The 17610-nt window shown below is 61.4% G+C and carries 14 protein-coding genes; 13 read left to right on the plus strand and 1 reads right to left on the minus strand.

Annotation, left to right across the window (positions count from 1 at the left end):
• The first annotated feature begins 7 nt into the window (after nucleotides 1-7).
• From PF1751_RS01680 to PF1751_RS01700, 5 genes are all read left to right on the plus strand, one after another.
• Nucleotides 8-3079: a DUF2339 domain-containing protein gene (locus PF1751_RS01680; protein ID WP_044286500.1), complete on the plus strand. Its 3072-nt coding sequence runs from the start codon at nucleotides 8-10 to the stop codon at nucleotides 3077-3079.
• On the plus strand, nucleotides 3079-4434 hold the full coding sequence (locus PF1751_RS01685; protein ID WP_044286502.1) for a DUF3999 domain-containing protein: 1356 nt from the start codon (nucleotides 3079-3081) through the stop codon (nucleotides 4432-4434). Before PF1751_RS01680 ends, PF1751_RS01685 begins: the two co-directional genes overlap by 1 nt.
• 109 nt (nucleotides 4435-4543) lie before the next feature.
• A complete protein-coding gene (locus PF1751_RS01690) occupies nucleotides 4544-5554 on the plus strand; it encodes a class 1 fructose-bisphosphatase (protein WP_003187818.1) in 1011 nt (336 codons plus the stop codon).
• Between the two features lie 176 nt (nucleotides 5555-5730).
• Nucleotides 5731-5985, plus strand: coding sequence for a hypothetical protein (locus tag PF1751_RS01695; RefSeq protein ID WP_010213853.1), 255 nt, complete (start codon nucleotides 5731-5733; stop codon nucleotides 5983-5985).
• A 30-nt stretch (nucleotides 5986-6015) separates the two neighbouring features.
• Nucleotides 6016-6585 carry a lipocalin family protein gene (locus PF1751_RS01700; RefSeq protein ID WP_010213852.1) on the plus strand — a complete coding sequence of 190 codons (570 nt, stop codon included), beginning with the start codon at nucleotides 6016-6018 and terminating at the stop codon, nucleotides 6583-6585.
• Nucleotides 6586-6701: 116 nt separating this feature from the next.
• On the opposite strand, the gene PF1751_RS01705 is transcribed toward PF1751_RS01700, so the two are convergent.
• The gene (locus PF1751_RS01705) at nucleotides 6702-8066 is read right to left on the minus strand and encodes a formimidoylglutamate deiminase (protein ID WP_044286505.1); all 1365 of its coding nucleotides are present in this window, start codon (nucleotides 8064-8066) and stop codon (nucleotides 6702-6704) included.
• Between the two features lie 147 nt (nucleotides 8067-8213).
• Between PF1751_RS01705 and hutC the strand changes: the two genes are divergently transcribed.
• From hutC to hutH, 8 genes are all read left to right on the plus strand, one after another.
• Nucleotides 8214-8924: a histidine utilization repressor gene (hutC, locus tag PF1751_RS01710; protein ID WP_232920667.1), complete on the plus strand. Its 711-nt coding sequence runs from the start codon at nucleotides 8214-8216 to the stop codon at nucleotides 8922-8924.
• On the plus strand, nucleotides 8921-9481 hold the full coding sequence (locus PF1751_RS01715; RefSeq protein WP_044286506.1) for a HutD/Ves family protein: 561 nt from the start codon (nucleotides 8921-8923) through the stop codon (nucleotides 9479-9481). The genes hutC and PF1751_RS01715 overlap by 4 nt, the downstream gene beginning before the upstream one ends.
• A 405-nt stretch (nucleotides 9482-9886) precedes the next feature.
• Complete coding sequence (gene hutU, locus PF1751_RS01720) at nucleotides 9887-11557, plus strand: urocanate hydratase (protein WP_010213847.1); 1671 nt, start codon at nucleotides 9887-9889, stop codon at nucleotides 11555-11557.
• 141 nt (nucleotides 11558-11698) lie between these two features.
• Entirely contained in the window at nucleotides 11699-13156 is a 1458-nt protein-coding gene (locus tag PF1751_RS01725; RefSeq protein ID WP_010213845.1) for a purine-cytosine permease family protein, read from the plus strand.
• 69 nt (nucleotides 13157-13225) lie between these two features.
• The gene (locus PF1751_RS01730) at nucleotides 13226-14191 is read left to right on the plus strand and encodes an ABC transporter substrate-binding protein (RefSeq protein WP_010213844.1); all 966 of its coding nucleotides are present in this window, start codon (nucleotides 13226-13228) and stop codon (nucleotides 14189-14191) included.
• Nucleotides 14192-14262: 71 nt separating this feature from the next.
• Entirely contained in the window at nucleotides 14263-15114 is an 852-nt protein-coding gene (locus PF1751_RS01735; RefSeq protein ID WP_010213842.1) for an ABC transporter permease, read from the plus strand.
• Entirely contained in the window at nucleotides 15111-15935 is an 825-nt protein-coding gene (locus tag PF1751_RS01740) for a quaternary amine ABC transporter ATP-binding protein (RefSeq protein WP_010213841.1), read from the plus strand. Before PF1751_RS01735 ends, PF1751_RS01740 begins: the two co-directional genes overlap by 4 nt.
• A gap of 160 nt (nucleotides 15936-16095) precedes the next feature.
• Entirely contained in the window at nucleotides 16096-17604 is a 1509-nt protein-coding gene (gene hutH / locus PF1751_RS01745) for a histidine ammonia-lyase (RefSeq protein ID WP_029529263.1), read from the plus strand.
• Nucleotides 17605-17610 lie beyond the last annotated feature (6 nt).

Below are 17610 nucleotides of genomic sequence, written 5' to 3' on the forward strand. Positions count from 1 at the left end.
ATCGACCATGCAATGGATTTTCATGCTGATTGGCCTGGTGCTCGGCTGGACGCTCGACGAATCGTTCAGTGATGCGGGTATCGGTGCGCTGCTGGGGCTGGGCATTGGCCAGGCGATTCGCCTGGCGCAGCTGTCGGCCCAGGCGGACAAGCAGGCGCGTCAGTTGGACACCACGCAGAAGTCGCTGATCGCGCTGGGCGAGCGCTTGCGGCAACTGGAAGTGCCCGCGCCTGCAAGCAGCGTGAAGGTCGAGCCCTCTGTTCCCGAATCGGCACCTGTCGCCAAACCGCCCGAGCTGGTGTGGGAGCTGCCTGCCGAGTTGGCCCCCGTTGCCAGGGGCGCCGAACCGAGCCAGCCGCTGCCGGATGACGTGTGGGCTCCGGCGCCGACGCCTAAAGAACCTGTAATCCCTCGCGGCCCCAACCTGATCGAGCGCGCTATTGAAGGTGCGCGCAATTGGCTGTTTGGCGGCAACACCGTGCTGCGGGTCGGCGTGGTGCTGTTGTTCCTCGGCCTGGCTTTCCTGCTGCGTTATGCCACTGAAGGCATGGTGGTGCCGATCGAGCTGCGCTACGCCGGCGTTGCCGCTGCCGCGTTGGGCCTGCTGGGCCTGGGCTGGTGGCTGCGGCTGCGCAACGGTAACTACGGCTTGATGCTGCAAGGCGTGGGGATTGCCGTGTTGTACCTCACGGTATTTGCGGCAATGCGTTTGCATCCCCTGATCGATCCTGGCGCGGCAATGGGGTTGCTGGTAGCCGTCACGGTCTGTTCGGCGATCCTGGCAATCACCCAGGATGCCATCGGCCTGGCCTGTGCGGCGGCGTTGGGTGGTTTTGCGGCACCGATCCTGGTGTCGACCGGCGCCGGAAGCCATGTGGCGCTGTTCAGCTACTTTGCGTTGCTCAACGCCGGCATCCTCACGATTGCCTGGTTCAAAGCCTGGCGCCTGCTGAACGTGATCGGTTTTGTTGGCACCTTTGGTATTGGTTTCGCCTGGGGCATGCGCGCCTACACGCCGGAGCTGTTGTGGAGCACCGAGCCGTTCCTGATCCTGTTTTTCCTGATGTACCTGGCTATCGGCCTGTTGTTCGCGCGGCGTAAATTGCTGGAAACCCAGGACGCCCCCGAAGATGCCAGCCGTGGCGCGCAACTGCGCTGGTCGGCGGCCAAGGGGGATTATGTCGATGGCACGTTGTTATTCGGCCCGCCGCTGGTGGGCTTCGGTCTGCAGTTCGCGCTGGTACAACACCTTGAGTTCGCTGCTGCGTTCAGTGCGCTGGGCCTGGGCATCATTTACATTGTCCTGGCCCGCGTGCTCAGTGGCGGGCGCGCCTTGCTCCTGACGGAAACCTGCCTGGCCCTTGGCGTGATCTTCGCCAGCCTGGCCATTCCCTTGGGCCTTGATGCGCGCTGGACTGCTGCGGCGTGGGCCGTCGAAGGCGCCGGGATCTTCTGGCTCGGTCTACGCCAGCATCGACCCGTCGCGCGGGCGTTCGCCCTATTGCTGCAACTGGGTTCGCTGCTCGCCTTCCTCGGCGAACTGCGCGATGGCCAGGACACCTTGCTGCAGGGGCCGCCATTGGGAGCGTTGCTGCTGGGTGCGGCACTGCTGTTCAGCTTTTATCAAATACACAACGCCGCGCCGCAACAGACCCGGCGTTGGGAGCGCCTCGGCGCTCCAGGGCTCGCCGTCCTCGGCCTGGGCTGCGCTTACCTGCTGGCGCCGCTGTTGTTTTCGACCCAAGGCAGCATCGTCAGTTGGTCGGTTGCGGGCCTTGCGACCGTGTGGGCGGGCCTGCGTATCGGCTCGCCATGGGTCGTGCGCTGTGGCGTTGCCGTGCAAGTGCTTGCGGGCGCGCTGTTTGCGCTCGACCCCGTGAACAATGCCTGGACACCGCTGATCATTGCCTTGGCGGCCATGCTCGGCGCCTGGTGCTTGCCCCGTGGGCGCTTGTCCGCCGGTCTGCTGGCCTGGGGCGTGGCGTGGTGGGCGTTGGCGGTGATCATTGAAGTCTGGCGCTTGGCACCTGCGGCCTTGCACGCTTCGCTGTTGGTGCTGGCGGCCGCGCTGAGCGTGGTGATCTGGACGGCACTGGCGCTGCGTTTGCGCTGGGCGGCGTTGGGTATCGCCAGCACGTTGTTGATGCCTGCGGTGGGGCTCGTGTTGTTGGGCGCGTGGACCGAGTATTACCACCCGGCCGCGCAGTTCGGCTGGCTGGCCTGGTGGGTGGTGTTCGTGGTGCATTTCATCTCGCTGCGGCATTTGTCGGCGGTGGTGCCCGGCAAAGTGCTGAGCGCGGCTCACGTACTGGGTTGTTGGATGCTGATCGGTGTGCTGGCGCTGGAACTGCGCTACGGCCTGCTGGTGCTGTCGAGCGAATACAACGCCTGGCGCTGGTTGGGCTGGGCGATTCTGCCAAGTCTCTATCTCGTGCTGGCTGCCGCACCGCGCCATTGGCCATGGCCGGTGTCGGCCTACCCCAGGGAATACCGCGTATTCGCTGCATTACCGCTGGCGGTGCTGATGCTGGGTTGGTTCTGGCTGGCGAACATCTTTAGTGACGGCACGGCCAAGCCGCTGCCCTATGTGCCACTGCTCAACCCATTGGACCTGGGCCTGCTGTTCGCGCTGCTGGGCATTTACCTGTGGTCGCGCAGTGCGGCGCCGGAACGTGGGCCGCGCGTTGAGTTGATCGCCCAGGGCGTGGCCGGCATTTCGCTGTTCGCATTCTTCACCGCGCTGGTGATGCGTACCGCCCACCATTGGGGCGGCGTGCCGTTTCATCTGGATGCGTTGCTGGAGTCCATGCTGGTGCAGGCCGGCCTGTCGATCGTCTGGACCCTTATTGCCCTCGGACTGATGATCGGCGGCCATTTGCGCCATCGTCGCGAAGTGTGGCTGATCGGCGCGGCACTGATTGCCGTGGTGGTGGCCAAGTTGTTCTTTGTCGAGCTGAGCAACCGTGGCGGTTTGGCGCGGATCGTGTCGTTTATCGGCGTGGGCGGTTTGTTGCTGGTGGTTGGCTACTTTGCGCCGCTGCCGCCTAAGCGCGTTGAACCTGAGGGAGCATCTTCTTGATGGGCAGGCTGAGTCTGAGTGGGTTGACGATATGGATGCTGTGTTCGGCGACGTTTGCTCAAGAACGTCCGGCTGATTTCGCCACCCAGGTGCCGCTGGCCGTAAGCGGCGCTGGTCCCTGGTATAGCCTGGAGCTGCCATTGGCGGTTCAAATGAGCGCGCGCCAGGCAAATCTCAGCGATGTTCGGGTCTTCGACGCTGCCGGTGAGCCTCAGGCGTATGCGTTGTCGCGCCCGTCCGCGCAGCGCACCGAGAGCCGCAACGTCACCGACGTGAAGTGGTTCCCGCTGTACGCTGCCGACACCGAGCAAGCCTTGCCTGACGTGGTGATGAAGGCCACCACCACCGGCGCCCTGGTGGAAATCATACCGTCCACTGCCGCTAAGCCCGGCAAGCAGGTACTGCGTGGCTGGGTGTTGGACGCCAGTGCGATCAAGGCGCCGTTGCAGCAATTGAGCCTGGACTGGAGCCATGAGCAAGAGGGCTTCCAGCGTTTCAGCATTGAAGCCAGTGATGATTTGCAGCACTGGCAAGCTTGGGGTGATGGGCAAGTGGCGCGTTTGTCATTTGCCGATGAGCGGGTCGAGCAGCATGACGTGAGCCTTCCCGGTCAATCGGCGCGTTACCTGCGGCTGGTGTGGCAGGGCCAGGCGGCGCCGTTGCTGACGTCGGCCCGCCTGGAGAGCTCCACTCGCAGTAACCTGCCGATGCCGTTGGTGTGGTCGCAAGCGTTGCCGGGGGGGCGCCTCAAGGCGGGCGAGTACAGCTGGCAATTGCCCACGGGGCTGAATGTGGAGCGCTTGCGGGTCGAGTTGAAGCAGCCCAATACGCTGGCGCCCGTGACGTTGTCAGGGCGAAGTGAGGTCAAGCAAACGTGGCAGCCGTTGAGCAATGGCCTGCTGTACCGCCTGAGCCAGAACGGCAAGGAGGTGGTGCAGGATGAATTGCAGTTGCCGGGCCAGGCGGTTGCTCAGTTGAGATTGCAGGTGGACGAGCGGGGCGGCGGCCTGGGCGTCGAAGCGCCCGTGTTGCGCGTTGCCGTACGGGCCACGCAGTTGGTGTTCCTGGCGCGGGGTGAGCCGCCGTTCACCCTGGCGTTGGGGAATGTGTCCGTGAAAGGGGCGAACTTGCCGCTGTCGACGCTGATCCCCGATTACCGTGACGAGCGCCTGAAAACCTTGGGCCAGGCCACGTTGGCGGGGGAGATCGCGGTCAAACCGCCTGCGATTGCTGCGTTACCCGACACTGGCCCCGACCTGAAGAAGCTCGGCCTCTGGGCCGTGCTGCTGCTCGGCGTGGCGGCACTGGGCGCCATGGCCTACAGTTTGCTGCGCAAGCCGCCGGTGGCACGTTAAATAAAGTCCATGAACTCTATTGGGTTTAAATCCTCTGATAGGAGGAAATACGCCCCGACTCGCGTTAAACTGCGCGGGTTTTCAAGCCCCCCATTTTCCGGAGCCTTACATGTCCCGCGTTACCTTGAGTCGCTATTTGATTGAGCAGACCCGCAGCAACAACACGCCTGCCGATCTGCGCTTCCTTATCGAAGTGGTGGCGCGTGCTTGCAAGGAAATCAGCCACGCCGTGTCCAAAGGCGCACTGGGTGGTGTCCTGGGCAGCATGGGCACCGAAAACGTGCAGGGCGAAGTGCAGAAGAAGCTCGACGTGCTCTCCAACGAGATTCTGCTCGAAGCCAACGAGTGGGGCGGTCACCTGGCCGGCATGGCGTCCGAAGAAATGGACAATGCCTACCAGATCCCCGGCAAATACCCGAAAGGCGCCTACCTGCTGGTGTTCGACCCACTGGACGGCTCGTCCAACATCGACATCAACGCCCCGGTCGGCACCATCTTCTCGGTATTGCGTTGCCCGAACGAATACCTGAGCCAGAACGAAGCCCTGAACGAAAAGGCCTTCCTGCAGCCAGGCACCGAGCAGGTCGCTGCCGGCTACGCCATCTACGGCCCGCAGACCATGCTGGTACTGACCCTGGGCGACGGCGTCAAAGGCTTCACACTGGACCGCGAAATGGGCAGCTTCGTACTGACCCACGAAGACATCTCCATCCCGGCTTCCACCCAGGAATTCGCGATCAACATGTCCAACCAGCGTCACTGGGAAGAGCCGGTGAAGCGCTACGTCAACGAACTGATGGAAGGCGAAGAAGGCCCGTTGAAGAAAAACTTCAACATGCGCTGGGTCGCCGCGATGGTCGCCGACGTGCACCGCATCCTGACCCGTGGTGGCTTGTTCATGTACCCACGCGACAGCCGCGAGCCGTCCAAGCCAGGTAAGCTGCGCCTGATGTACGAAGCCAACCCGATGTCCTTCCTGGTCGAGCAAGCGGGCGGCGCGTCCACCGACGGCCACCAGCGCATCCTCGACATCCAGCCTGAAGGCCTGCACCAGCGTGTGGCGGTGTTCCTGGGTTCAAAGGAAGAAGTTGAGCGTGTGACGGCCTATCACAAGAAGTAAGTTGATGCGATAAGTGACCGGCGTTGTTGTGAGCCGGTTCACCCTTGAAGAAGCCCCGAAACGTTTCAGCGTTTTCGGGGTTTTTTTGTTTTCGTTCATCGGGAACCAGACACCTCTTTTCCCTTCTAAGCTTCTGGCAGATACCCACGCTGCTTCGTCCCTCCAGGAGTTTTTCCATGTCGTTACGCCGTCTCGCTTTGCTGGCTTTTTGCGTGTTGTTGGGCGCTTGCAGCAAGGTCAACCAAGAAAACTACGCGAAGTTGTCGGCTGGCATGGCCAAGGCTGAAGTGGAGTCGTTGCTGGGTAAGCCGACCGATTGTTCCGGCGCGCTGGGCATGTCCAGTTGCACCTGGGGCGATAAAACCAGCTTTATCAGCGTTCAATATGCCGGTGACAAAGTTCTGATGTTTTCCGGGCAAGGCCTGAAGTAAACCGGGGCGAGAGCCTGCGGGAGAAGAAGAATGATGCGTTTTGTTTTGTTCCTTTGTGCCAGCCTGTTTTTGGCGGGCTGCGCCAGCCATTCTGGCGATGATCTGCAACCCAAGACAGCCGGCAGCGTCAACCTCAAGCGTTACCAGGGCACCTGGTATGAGTTGGCCCGATTGCCGATGTATTTCCAGCGCAATTGCGCCCAGTCCGAAGCGCGCTACACCCTGTTGCCCGATGGCGATATGTCGGTGTTCAACCGTTGCTTGACGACCGAATGGAAGTGGGAAGAAGCCAAGGGCACCGCCACCCCGCAAGTGCCAGGCAAGACCGACAAGCTCTGGGTGGAATTCAATAACTGGTTTACCGCGCTGTTACCCGGCGTCGCCAAGGGCGACTACTGGGTGCTGTATGTCAGCGATGACTACAAGACTGCGATCGTCGGCAGCCCTAGCCGGCGCTACATGTGGATCTTGTCGCGCACGCCGACGGTCAATGCGGACACCCGCGAAGACCTGCTGAGCAGGGCGCGGCAACAGGGGTATGACACCACACGTTTGATCTGGCGCACGTCGGACAAGCAGATGGCGAAGACCTCGCAATAACCCTGAATCAATGCGGATCAAAATGTGGGAGCGGGCTTGCTCACGAATGCGGCGTGTCAGTCGACAGATGCAATGACTGGCACACCGCATTCGCCAGCAACCCCGCTCCCACAGTTTTAACCGAGTAGGTCCTTTAATACCTGTGTGAAGGCGCGATTGCTGTCCTCTTCACCGGCGTGGTGCCCATCGCGCACCACCCACTTCCCATTGACCAGCACATCCCGCACCTGCCGATCTCCGCCTGCGAACAGCCAGCGATTGAGAATCCCGTCCTCCGTTGCCGTCGCCAGGTACGGATCATTACCGTCCAGCACAATCCAATCCGCTCGCTTACCCACTTCCAATCGACCAATCGGCTGCCCCAGCGCTTGGGCACCACCGTCCAGCGCGGCATCAAACAGCGTGCGGCCGACCATCGGCTGATCACCGCGATACAGCCGGTTACGCCGCTGATCGCGCAAGCGCTGGCCGTATTCCAGCCAACGCAACTCTTCCACCACGCTCAGTGATACATGGCTGTCGGACCCGATGCCCATGCGTCCGCCCTGGGCGAGAAAATCCACCGCCGGGAAAATCCCGTCACCCAGGTTGGCCTCGGTGGTCAGGCACAAGCCGGCAATCGCACGGCTCTTGGCCATGCGCGCGACTTCATCCGCATCGGCATGGGTGGCATGCACCAGGCACCAGCGCTCATCCACTTCTACGTTGTCATACAGCCATTGCAGCGGGCGTTTGCCGCTCCAGGCCAGGCAGTCATCGACTTCTTTTTGCTGTTCGGCGATGTGGATATGCACCGGGCACGCTTTGTCGCTGGCGGCCAGCACTGCATTGATTTGTTCGGGCGTCACCGCACGCAACGAGTGGAAACACAACCCCAACTGTTGCGCCGGTTGTGCGGCGAGGATGGGTTTCAACTGCGCCTGCAGGTCCAGGTAGTGTTCGGTGCTGTTGATAAACCGTCGCTGGCCTTCATTTGGCGCCTGGCCGCCAAACCCGGAGTGGGTGTAAAGCACTGGCACCAGTGTCAGGCCAATCCCGCTGCTGGCTGCCGCCTGGCTGATCTGCCGCGACAGCTCCGTACGATCGGCATACGGCTGGCCGCTGATGTCATGGTGCACATAGTGGAATTCGGCCACCGACGTGTAGCCGGCCTTGAGCATTTCGATGTACAGCTGGCGTGCGATCACCTGCAATTGATCCGGGTTGATCTTGCCCACCATGCGATACATCAGGTCGCGCCAGGTCCAGAAACTGTCATTCGGGTTACCGGCAACTTCCGCCAAACCGGCCATGGCACGCTGGAATGCATGGGAGTGCAGGTTCGGCATGCCCGCCAACACAGGGCCTCTCAGCCGTTCTGCACCGTCTGCCCTGGCATTGGCCTCTACTTTGATCAGCAGGCCATCGGCGCTGACTTCAAGACGTACATTATTGGCCCATCCATTAGGCAGCAGCGCGCGTTCGGCAAAGAAAGCGGACATGATCAAGGCACCCCGGTCGTGTGTTTATTTGTATATACATATACAGACGTTTGCCTGCTCGGTAAACTCCGGCAATCTATGCATCTTTTCCCCCTGCAAGGATTCCCTGTGCCGACTCCGCCTGCCAAGTCTTCGCTGGCTGCCCACATGGACGAAAGTCCGGCGCCCTTGTATGCCCGCGTCAAACAGATGATCAGTCAGCAGATTCTCAACGGCAACTGGCCGCCTCATTACCGCGTGCCGTCGGAGAGCGAACTGGTCAGCCAGCTGGGTTTCAGCCGCATGACCATCAACCGCGCCCTGCGCGAGCTCACCGCCGAAGGGTTGTTGGTGCGCATGCAGGGTGTCGGCACCTTTGTCGCTGAGCCCAAGAGCCAGTCTGCCCTGTTCGAAGTGCACAACATTGCCGATGAGATCGCCTCCCGCGGTCATCGGCATACCTGCCAGGTCATCCACCTGGGCGAAGAGGCCGCCGGTTCCGAGCGCGCCGTCGCCCTGGAGATGCGCGAAGGTGGACGGGTATTCCACTCGTTGATCGTGCACTTCGAAAACGATATTCCCGTGCAAATCGAAGACCGTTTCGTCAACGCCCTGGTCGCGCCGGAATACCTGCAGCAGGATTTCACCCAGCAAACGCCCTACGCCTACCTGAACCAGGTGGCGCCACTGACCGAAGGCGAGCACGTGGTCGAAGCCATCCTCGCCGACGCGGCCGAGTGCAAGCTGCTGCAGATCGAACCCACCGAACCGTGCCTGTTGATTCGCCGACGCACCTGGTCGGGCCGCCAGCCGGTGACCGCCGCGCGTTTGATCCACCCCGGTTCCCGTCACAGCCTGGAAGGACGTTTCAGTAAATGAGTTCGGTAAAAGTCTGGCGCGCCGCCGATTACGTACGCATGCCGTGGAAAAACGGCGGCGGCAGCACCGAAGAAATTACCCGCGATGCCGGTACTGGCCTGGATGGTTTTGGCTGGCGCCTGTCGATTGCCGATATCGGTGAGTCGGGCGGGTTCTCCACATTCGCCGGCTACCAGCGCGTGATCACTGTGATCAAAGGCGCGGGCATGGTGTTGACCGTGGATGGTGAGGAACAGCGCGGGTTGTTACCGCTGCAACCGTTCGCGTTCAAAGGTGACAGCCAGGTGTCGTGCCGGCTCATCACTGGCCCGATCCGCGATTTCAACCTGATCTATTCGCCACAGCGTTACCACGCCCGCCTACAGTGGATCGACGGTGTGCAGCGTTTTTTCAGTACCGCGCAGACGGTGCTGGTGTTCAGCGTGGCTGATGAAGTGAAGGTGTTGGACCAGAAGCTGGGTCATCACGATTGCCTGCAAGTGGACGGTAACACTGGCGTGTTGGACATCTCCGTCAGTGGCCGCAGCTGCATCATCGAGCTGACTCCGCGCGGTTAAAACTGTGGGAGCGGGCTTGCTCGCGAATGCGGTGTATCAGCGCCAGATAGGCTGGCTGACCCACTGCATTTGCGAGCGAGCCCGCTCCCACATTTGTTTTGTGGTAAGCACAAATTCTGTTTCCTGCCCCTCGCACCAATTTGTTACCAAATGCCCCAGCGTGGCGCAAAACCCCGCTGTCGTGACAAACCTTTCGCGCAGCAAAACGCCTCCGCAAGAAATTTCATAAAGTCTCAAAGCCTTATTTTCCAAGGCTTGAGCTCGACTTCGAAAAAAATCCGCACGGCGCCCTCGGGAAGTTGGCCGCTTGATTGCATATGCTTGTATGTACAAGTAAAGATGTGTGCGTAAGACTCTGCTTCGCACCATCCATGTTCGCGCATCGATCGCCGAGGAGTCCTAGCTGTGACCAAGCCTACAAAGTACCGTGACGTCGAAATCCGTGCCGCCCACGGTAACAAGCTCACCGCCAAAAGCTGGCTGACTGAAGCGCCGCTGCGCATGCTCATGAACAACCTTGACCCGCAAGTGGCCGAGAACCCGAAAGAATTGGTGGTGTACGGCGGTATCGGCCGTGCAGCGCGTAACTGGGAGTGCTACGACCAGATCGTCGAGAGCCTCACTCATCTGAATGACGACGAAACCCTGCTGGTGCAATCCGGCAAGCCGGTCGGCGTATTCAAGACCCACAGCAATGCCCCGCGCGTGCTGATCGCCAACTCCAACCTGGTGCCACACTGGGCCAGCTGGGAACACTTCAACGAACTGGATGCCAAGGGCCTGGCCATGTATGGCCAGATGACCGCCGGCAGCTGGATCTACATCGGCAGCCAAGGCATCGTCCAGGGCACTTACGAAACCTTCGTTGAAGCCGGCCGCCAGCACTACAACAGCGACCTTACCGGCCGTTGGGTACTCACCGCCGGTCTCGGCGGCATGGGCGGCGCGCAGCCTTTGGCGGCAACCCTGGCCGGTGCCTGCTCGCTGAACATTGAGTGCCAGCAGGTTAGCATCGACTTCCGTCTCAACAGCCGCTACGTCGATGAGCAAGCCACCGATCTCGACGACGCCCTGGCGCGTATCGCCAAGTACACCAAGGAAGGCAAGGCCATCTCTGTCGCCCTGCTGGGCAACGCGGCGGAAATCCTGCCGGAACTGGTCAAGCGCGGCGTGCGTCCGGACATGGTCACCGACCAGACCAGCGCCCACGACCCCCTCAACGGCTACCTGCCGGCCGGTTGGACCTGGGACGAATACCGCGCCCGCGCCAAGACCGAGCCTGCTGCCGTGATCAAGGCCGCCAAGCAGTCGATGGCCGTACACGTCAAAGCCATGCTGGAATTCCAGAAACAAGGCATCCCGACCTTCGACTACGGCAACAACATTCGTCAGATGGCGCAAGAAGAAGGCGTGGAAAACGCATTCGACTTCCCAGGTTTCGTCCCGGCCTACATCCGCCCACTGTTCTGCCGTGGCATCGGCCCGTTCCGTTGGGCGGCGCTGTCCGGTGACCCGCAGGACATCTACAAGACCGACGCCAAGGTCAAAGAGCTGATCCCAGACGACGCCCACCTGCACAACTGGCTGGACATGGCGCGTGAGCGCATCAGCTTCCAGGGCCTGCCGGCGCGAATCTGCTGGGTTGGCCTGGGCCAGCGCGCCAAGCTGGGCCTGGCGTTCAACGAAATGGTACGCAGCGGCGAGCTGTCGGCACCGGTCGTGATCGGCCGTGATCACCTGGACTCCGGCTCGGTCGCAAGCCCGAACCGCGAAACCGAAGCCATGCAGGACGGCTCCGACGCCGTGTCCGATTGGCCACTGCTCAACGCCTTGCTCAACACTGCCAGCGGCGCGACCTGGGTGTCGCTGCACCACGGTGGCGGCGTGGGCATGGGCTTCTCCCAGCACTCCGGCATGGTCATCGTCTGCGACGGTACCGATGAAGCGGCCGAGCGCATTGCCCGTGTACTGCACAACGACCCGGCCACCGGTGTGATGCGTCACGCGGACGCCGGTTACCAGATCGCCATCGATTGCGCCAAAGAGCAGGGCCTCAATCTCCCGATGATCAAATAGCTAATGTGGAAGCGGGCTGGCTCGCGAATGCGGTGGGTCAGCTACAGAAAGATTGACTGGACGTCCGCTTTCGCGAGCACGCCCGCTCCCACATTTGATCTGCAGTGAACCAGGAAACAATCCATCAGAGGTTGAACACACATGGCTGCAAATGACGCACGTGCAAGCACCACCCCGTTGATCGAAAGGCGTTCGATCGACTACATCCCGGAAGCGGAAAGACACGGTCGTCTATTTAGCCAGTTCACCCTGTGGATGGGTGCCAACCTGCAGATCACCGCGATTGTCACCGGGGCCTTGGCCGTGGTGCTGGGCGGTGATGTGTTCTGGTCGTTGATCGGCCTGTTGGTCGGTCAATTGATCGGCGGTGGCGTCATGGCGTTGCATGCGGCGCAAGGGCCCAAGCTCGGCCTGCCGCAGATGATCTCCAGCCGGGTGCAGTTTGGGGTGTATGGCGCGGCGATCCCGATTGTGCTGGTGTGCCTGATGTACCTCGGCTTCACCGCCACCGGAACGGTACTTTCCGGTCAGGCGCTGGGTCAGTTATTCGGGGTCAGCGACAGCGTCGGTATCCTGATTTTCGCCAGTGTCATCGTGCTGGTCACGGTGCTCGGTTATCGGGTGATCCATTTCATCGGCCGTGTCGCCAGCGTCATTGGCGTGATTGCCTTTGTCTACCTGTTCAGCCGTCTGATGAGCCAGACCGACGTTGGCGCACTCTTGCAGATTCGCCATTTCAGCTGGAGCAGCTTCCTGCTGGCGGTGTCGCTCGCGGCCTCCTGGCAGATCGCCTTCGGCCCCTACGTGGCGGACTACTCACGCTATTTGCCGAGCAACACCTCCTCGCTGAAAACCTTTCTCGCCGCGGGTGCGGGTTCGGTGATTGGCGCGCAGGTGGCAATGATCCTCGGCGTGTTTGCCGCGGCGATGTCCAACGGGCAATTCGCCGGTCACGAAGTCGCCTACATCGTGGGCTTGAGTGGTACGGGTGCCACCGCTGCGCTGCTGTACTTCAGCATCGCCTTCGGCAAGGTCACCATCTCGACGCTGAACTCCTATGGCAGCTTCATGTGCATCGCGACCATCATCAGCGGCTTTCGCGGTCGCCTGGAGGTCACGCGCTTGCAGCGTCTGGTGTTCGTGCTGGCGATTGTCGGCACGGCGACCTTGATCGCGTTGCTCGGCCAGCATTCGTTCCTCGGGGCATTCAAGTCTTTCATCCTGTTCCTGTTGGCGTTCTTCACGCCCTGGAGCGCGATCAACCTGGTGGACTACTACTGCATCACCCGTGAACGCTATGACGTGCCGGCGCTGGCCGACCCAAACGGTCGCTACGGTCGCTGGAACCTGCTGGGTATCAGCGTGTACGTGTTCGGCGTGCTGGTGCAGTTGCCGTTCATCTCCACCAAGTTCTACACCGGCCCTTTGGTGGCCGCGCTGGGGGATGTGGATATTTCCTGGATCATCGGTCTGGTGCTGCCGGCAGCGCTGTATTACCTGTGTGCGAAAAAATGGCACGGCACGGTGCCCGATCAACTGATCCTGCCAACAGAGCAGGGCGCTATACCAAGAACAAACGGGCTGGCTGCACAAGCCTGATGGGACGTGGACAGGGCAGGACGCCTACTGACTGCCGTAATCCATTTCAAGATTGGGAGCGTCACAACAATGAAAATGCATAAGACCCTGATGGCCACCTTGCTCTCTGCAGGTGTGTTGGCAAGCGCTGGCGCCCAGGCGGCAGGTTGGTGCGAATCCGGTAAGCCGGTGAAATTCGCAGGCCTGAACTGGGAAAGCGGCATGTTGCTCACCGACATCCTGCAAACCGTGCTGGAAAAAGGCTACGACTGCAAAACCGACAGCCTGCCGGGCAACTCCATCACCATGGAAAACGCCCTGAGCAGCAACGACATTCAGGTCTTCGCCGAAGAATGGGTGGGCCGCAGTGAAGTCTGGAACAAGGCCGAGAAGGCCGGCAAAGTCGTCGGCGTCGGCGCCCCGGTTGTCGGCGCTATCGAAGGCTGGTACGTGCCGCGTTATGTGATCGAAGGTGATGCCAAACGCAAGCTGGAAGCCAAGGCACCGGACCTGAAAAATATTGCCGACCTGGCCAAGTACGCCTCGGTGTTCAAGGATCAGGAAGAGCCGTCCAAGGGCCGTTTCTACAACTGCCCGGCTGGCTGGACCTGCGAGCTGGACAACAGCGAGATGCTGAAAAGCTATGGCCTGGAAAGCACCTATACCAACTTCCGTCCAGGCACCGGCCCGGCGCTGGATGCCGCCGTGCTGTCGAGCTACAAGCGTGGCGAGCCGATCCTGTTCTACTACTGGTCGCCAACGCCGCTGATGGGCCAGGTCGACCTGGTCAAGCTGGAAGAAAAGCCCGGTGTGGATAAAAGCGTGAGCATCAAGGTCGGCCTGTCCAAGACCTTCCACGAGCAAGCGCCTGAACTGGTGGCTGTGCTGGAAAAGGTCAACCTGCCTATCGACCTGCTGAACCAGAACCTGGGTCGCATGGCCAAGGAGCGCATTGAGTCGCCAAAACTGGCGAAAATTTTCCTCAAGGAACATCCTGAAGTCTGGCACGCCTGGGTGAGCGACGACGCAGCCAAGAAAATCGACGCGGCCTTGTAGGTCAAGCGTGCCCGGCTACCCTGAGGGGCAGCCGGGCGCCTGGCCACAACCCACTGGATCGAGAGCACGATATGTTTCCTGAGAGTTTTACGTTTTCCATCGCCGACTGGGTCAACGGTTGGGTGGACTCATTGGTCACCAACTACGGTGATGTGTTCCGGCACATTTCCGACACCCTGCTGTGGGCCATCGTCAACCTGGAAGGGTTGCTGCGCGCAGCGCCCTGGTGGCTGATGCTGGCCATCGTCGGCGGTGTCGCCTGGCACGCCACCCGCAAGGTGGTGACCACGGCGGTGATCGTCGGTTTGCTGTTCCTCGTAGGTGCGGTTGGCCTGTGGGACAAGCTGATGCAAACCCTGGCCTTGATGATGGTCGCCACGGTGATCTCGGTGTTGATCGGCGTGCCGCTGGGTATCCTGTCCGCACGCAGCAATCGCCTGCGCTCGGTGCTGATGCCGCTGCTCGACATCATGCAGACCATGCCGAGCTTCGTGTACCTGATCCCGGTGTTGATGCTGTTCGGCCTGGGCAAGGTCCCGGCGATTTTCGCCACGGTGATCTACGCCGCACCGCCGCTGATTCGCCTGACAGATTTGGGGATTCGCCAAGTCGACGGCGAAGTCATGGAAGCGATCAACGCCTTCGGTGCCAACCGTTGGCAGCAACTGTTCGGCGTGCAGCTGCCGCTGGCGTTGCCGAGCATCATGGCCGGTATCAACCAGACCACCATGATGGCGCTGTCGATGGTGGTGATCGCCTCGATGATCGGCGCCCGAGGCTTGGGTGAAGATGTCCTTGTCGGCATCCAGACCCTCAACGTCGGGCGTGGCCTTGAGGCCGGCTTGGCGATCGTGATTCTCGCAGTGGTCATCGACCGCATTACCCAGGCCTATGGTCGTCCCCGGCATGAGGCGAGCAAATGACTACTGTCAGCAAAATCGAAGTTAAAAACGTCTTCAAGATCTTCGGCGCCCGCTCCAAGGATGCGCTGTCGCTGATCGGCCAGGGCAAGACCAAGGACCAGGTGCTTGCCGAGACCGGCTGCGTGGTCGGCGTGAACGATCTGTCCCTGAGCATCGGCACGGGTGAGATCTTCGTGATCATGGGCTTGTCGGGTTCCGGCAAGTCCACGTTGGTGCGCCACTTCAACCGCCTGATCGATCCCACCAGCGGCGCGATCCTGGTGGACGGCGAAGACATCCTGCAACTGGACATGGAAGCCCTGCGCCAATTCCGTCGGCACAAGATCAGCATGGTGTTCCAGAGCTTCGGCCTGCTGCCCCACAAGAGCGTGCTCGACAACGTCGCCTACGGCCTGAAGGTACGGGGTGAAACCAAACAGGTGTGCGCTGAACGCGCCCTGCACTGGATCGGAACCGTCGGCCTCAAGGGCTACGAAAACAAATATCCGCACCAGCTCTCTGGCGGCATGCGCCAGCGCGTCGGCCTGGCCCGTGCATTGGCGGCGGATACCGACATCATCCTGATGGACGAGGCCTTCAGCGCCCTCGACCCGCTGATCCGCGCCGAGATGCAGGACCAATTACTGGAGCTGCAAAAGACCCTGCACAAAACCATCGTGTTCATCACCCATGACCTCGATGAGGCCGTGCGTATCGGCAACCGCATTGCGATCCTCAAGGACGGCAAGCTTATCCAGGTCGGCACGCCTCGGGAGATCCTGCATTCGCCGGCGGATGAGTATGTGGATCGGTTTGTCCAGCGGCGGGCCGCGGTGGTCTGATTTCGACCTTGTGGTGAGCCGGCTGGCGCTATCGCAGCGGTGCGACGATTCGACAAGCCAGCTCCCACAAGTTAATCGGTTCACACAGTTCAGCTGTGGGAGCCGGGCTTGCTCGCGAAGAGGCCGGCAAAGCTGCACAAGAATTAAAGAAGGTATGAAGATGTCCCAGGCAACAAAAATCACCATCGCCGATGCGCCATTGCGCTGGCAGGACGTAGCCGCCGTCGCCCGTCATGGCGCTGTCCTGGAGCTTTCGGGCCAGGCCTGGGCGCGCATCGACAATGCCCAGGCGATCGTGCAGCGCATTGTCACCAGCGGCGAGCGCGCCTATGGCGTGAACACCGGCCTGGGCGCGTTGTGCAATGTGTCGCTCAAGGGTGAACAACTCAGCCAGTTGTCGCGTAACACCTTGCTGAGCCATGCCTGCGGCGTCGGCCCGGTACTGAGTGACGAGCAGACCCGCGCGATCATCTGCGCGGCGATCATCAACTACAGCCACGGCAAATCCGGCCTGCATCCGCAGGTGGTGCACTCGTTGCTGGCGTTGCTCAACCATGGCATCACACCGCAAGTGCCGTCCCAGGGGTCGGTGGGTTATTTGACCCATATGGCCCATGTCGGAGTGGCCCTGCTGGGTGTGGGCACTGTGAGTTATCAAGGCCGGATCGTCCCGGCTCAAGAAGCATTAAGCGCGGAAGGTTTACACCCGGTAGTGCTGGGCGCCAAGGACGGCCTGTGCCTGGTCAATGGCACGCCGTGCATGACCGGCCTGAGCTGCCTGGCCCTGGCCGACGCCCATCACTTGTTGCAATGGGCCGATGTGATCGGCGCCATGAGCTTCGAAGCCCAGCGCGGCCAGATCGACGCGTTTGACGAAGAAATCATCGCCCTCAAACCCCACCCAGGCATGCAACAAGTGGGCATCAACCTGCGCGCCTTGCTTGATGGCAGCGAAGTGATCGCCAGCAGCCAAGGCATTCGCACCCAGGACGCCCTGAGTATCCGCTCGATCCCGCAGATCCATGGTGCGGCGCGCGATCAGGTAGAACACGCCACCCGCCAGATCGAGACCGAACTCAACAGCGCCACCGACAACCCGTTGGTGCTCGGCACGCCGGACCACTACCGCGTGGTGTCCCAGGCCAACCCGCATGGACAGTCTGTGGCGCTGGCGGCGGACATGCTGGCGATTGCCATGGCCGAAATCGGCGCGGTGGCCGAACGTCGCCTGGACCGTCTGATCAACCCGCACGTCAGCGGCTTGCCGGCGTTCCTGGTGAGCAACCCAGGGGTCAACTCCGGGATGATGATCGTGCAGTACGTCGCCGCTTCGCTGTGTGGGCAAAACCGCCAATTGGCACAACCGGCGGTGCTCGACAACTTCGTCACCTCGGGCCTGCAGGAAGACCACCTGAGCATGGGCACCAATGCCGCGCTCAAGCTGCACCAGGTGCTGGCCAACGTGACGCAGATCCTCGCTATCGAGTACCTGCTGGCGGCCCAGGCGTTTGAGTTCCTCAAAGAGCAACGCTTCGGCGCCGGCACTGACCGCGCCTGGCGCCTGTTGCGTGAAGTGGTGCCGGCCTATGAGCAGGACCGCTGGCTGGCGCCAGACATTGCGGCCGCCGCCAAGCTGCTCAAAGACACCGATTTACCGAATTTCCACTGAAAACCA

This window comes from Pseudomonas simiae (genome assembly GCF_000934565.1).
Taxonomy (GTDB): Bacteria; Pseudomonadota; Gammaproteobacteria; order Pseudomonadales; family Pseudomonadaceae; genus Aquipseudomonas; species Aquipseudomonas simiae.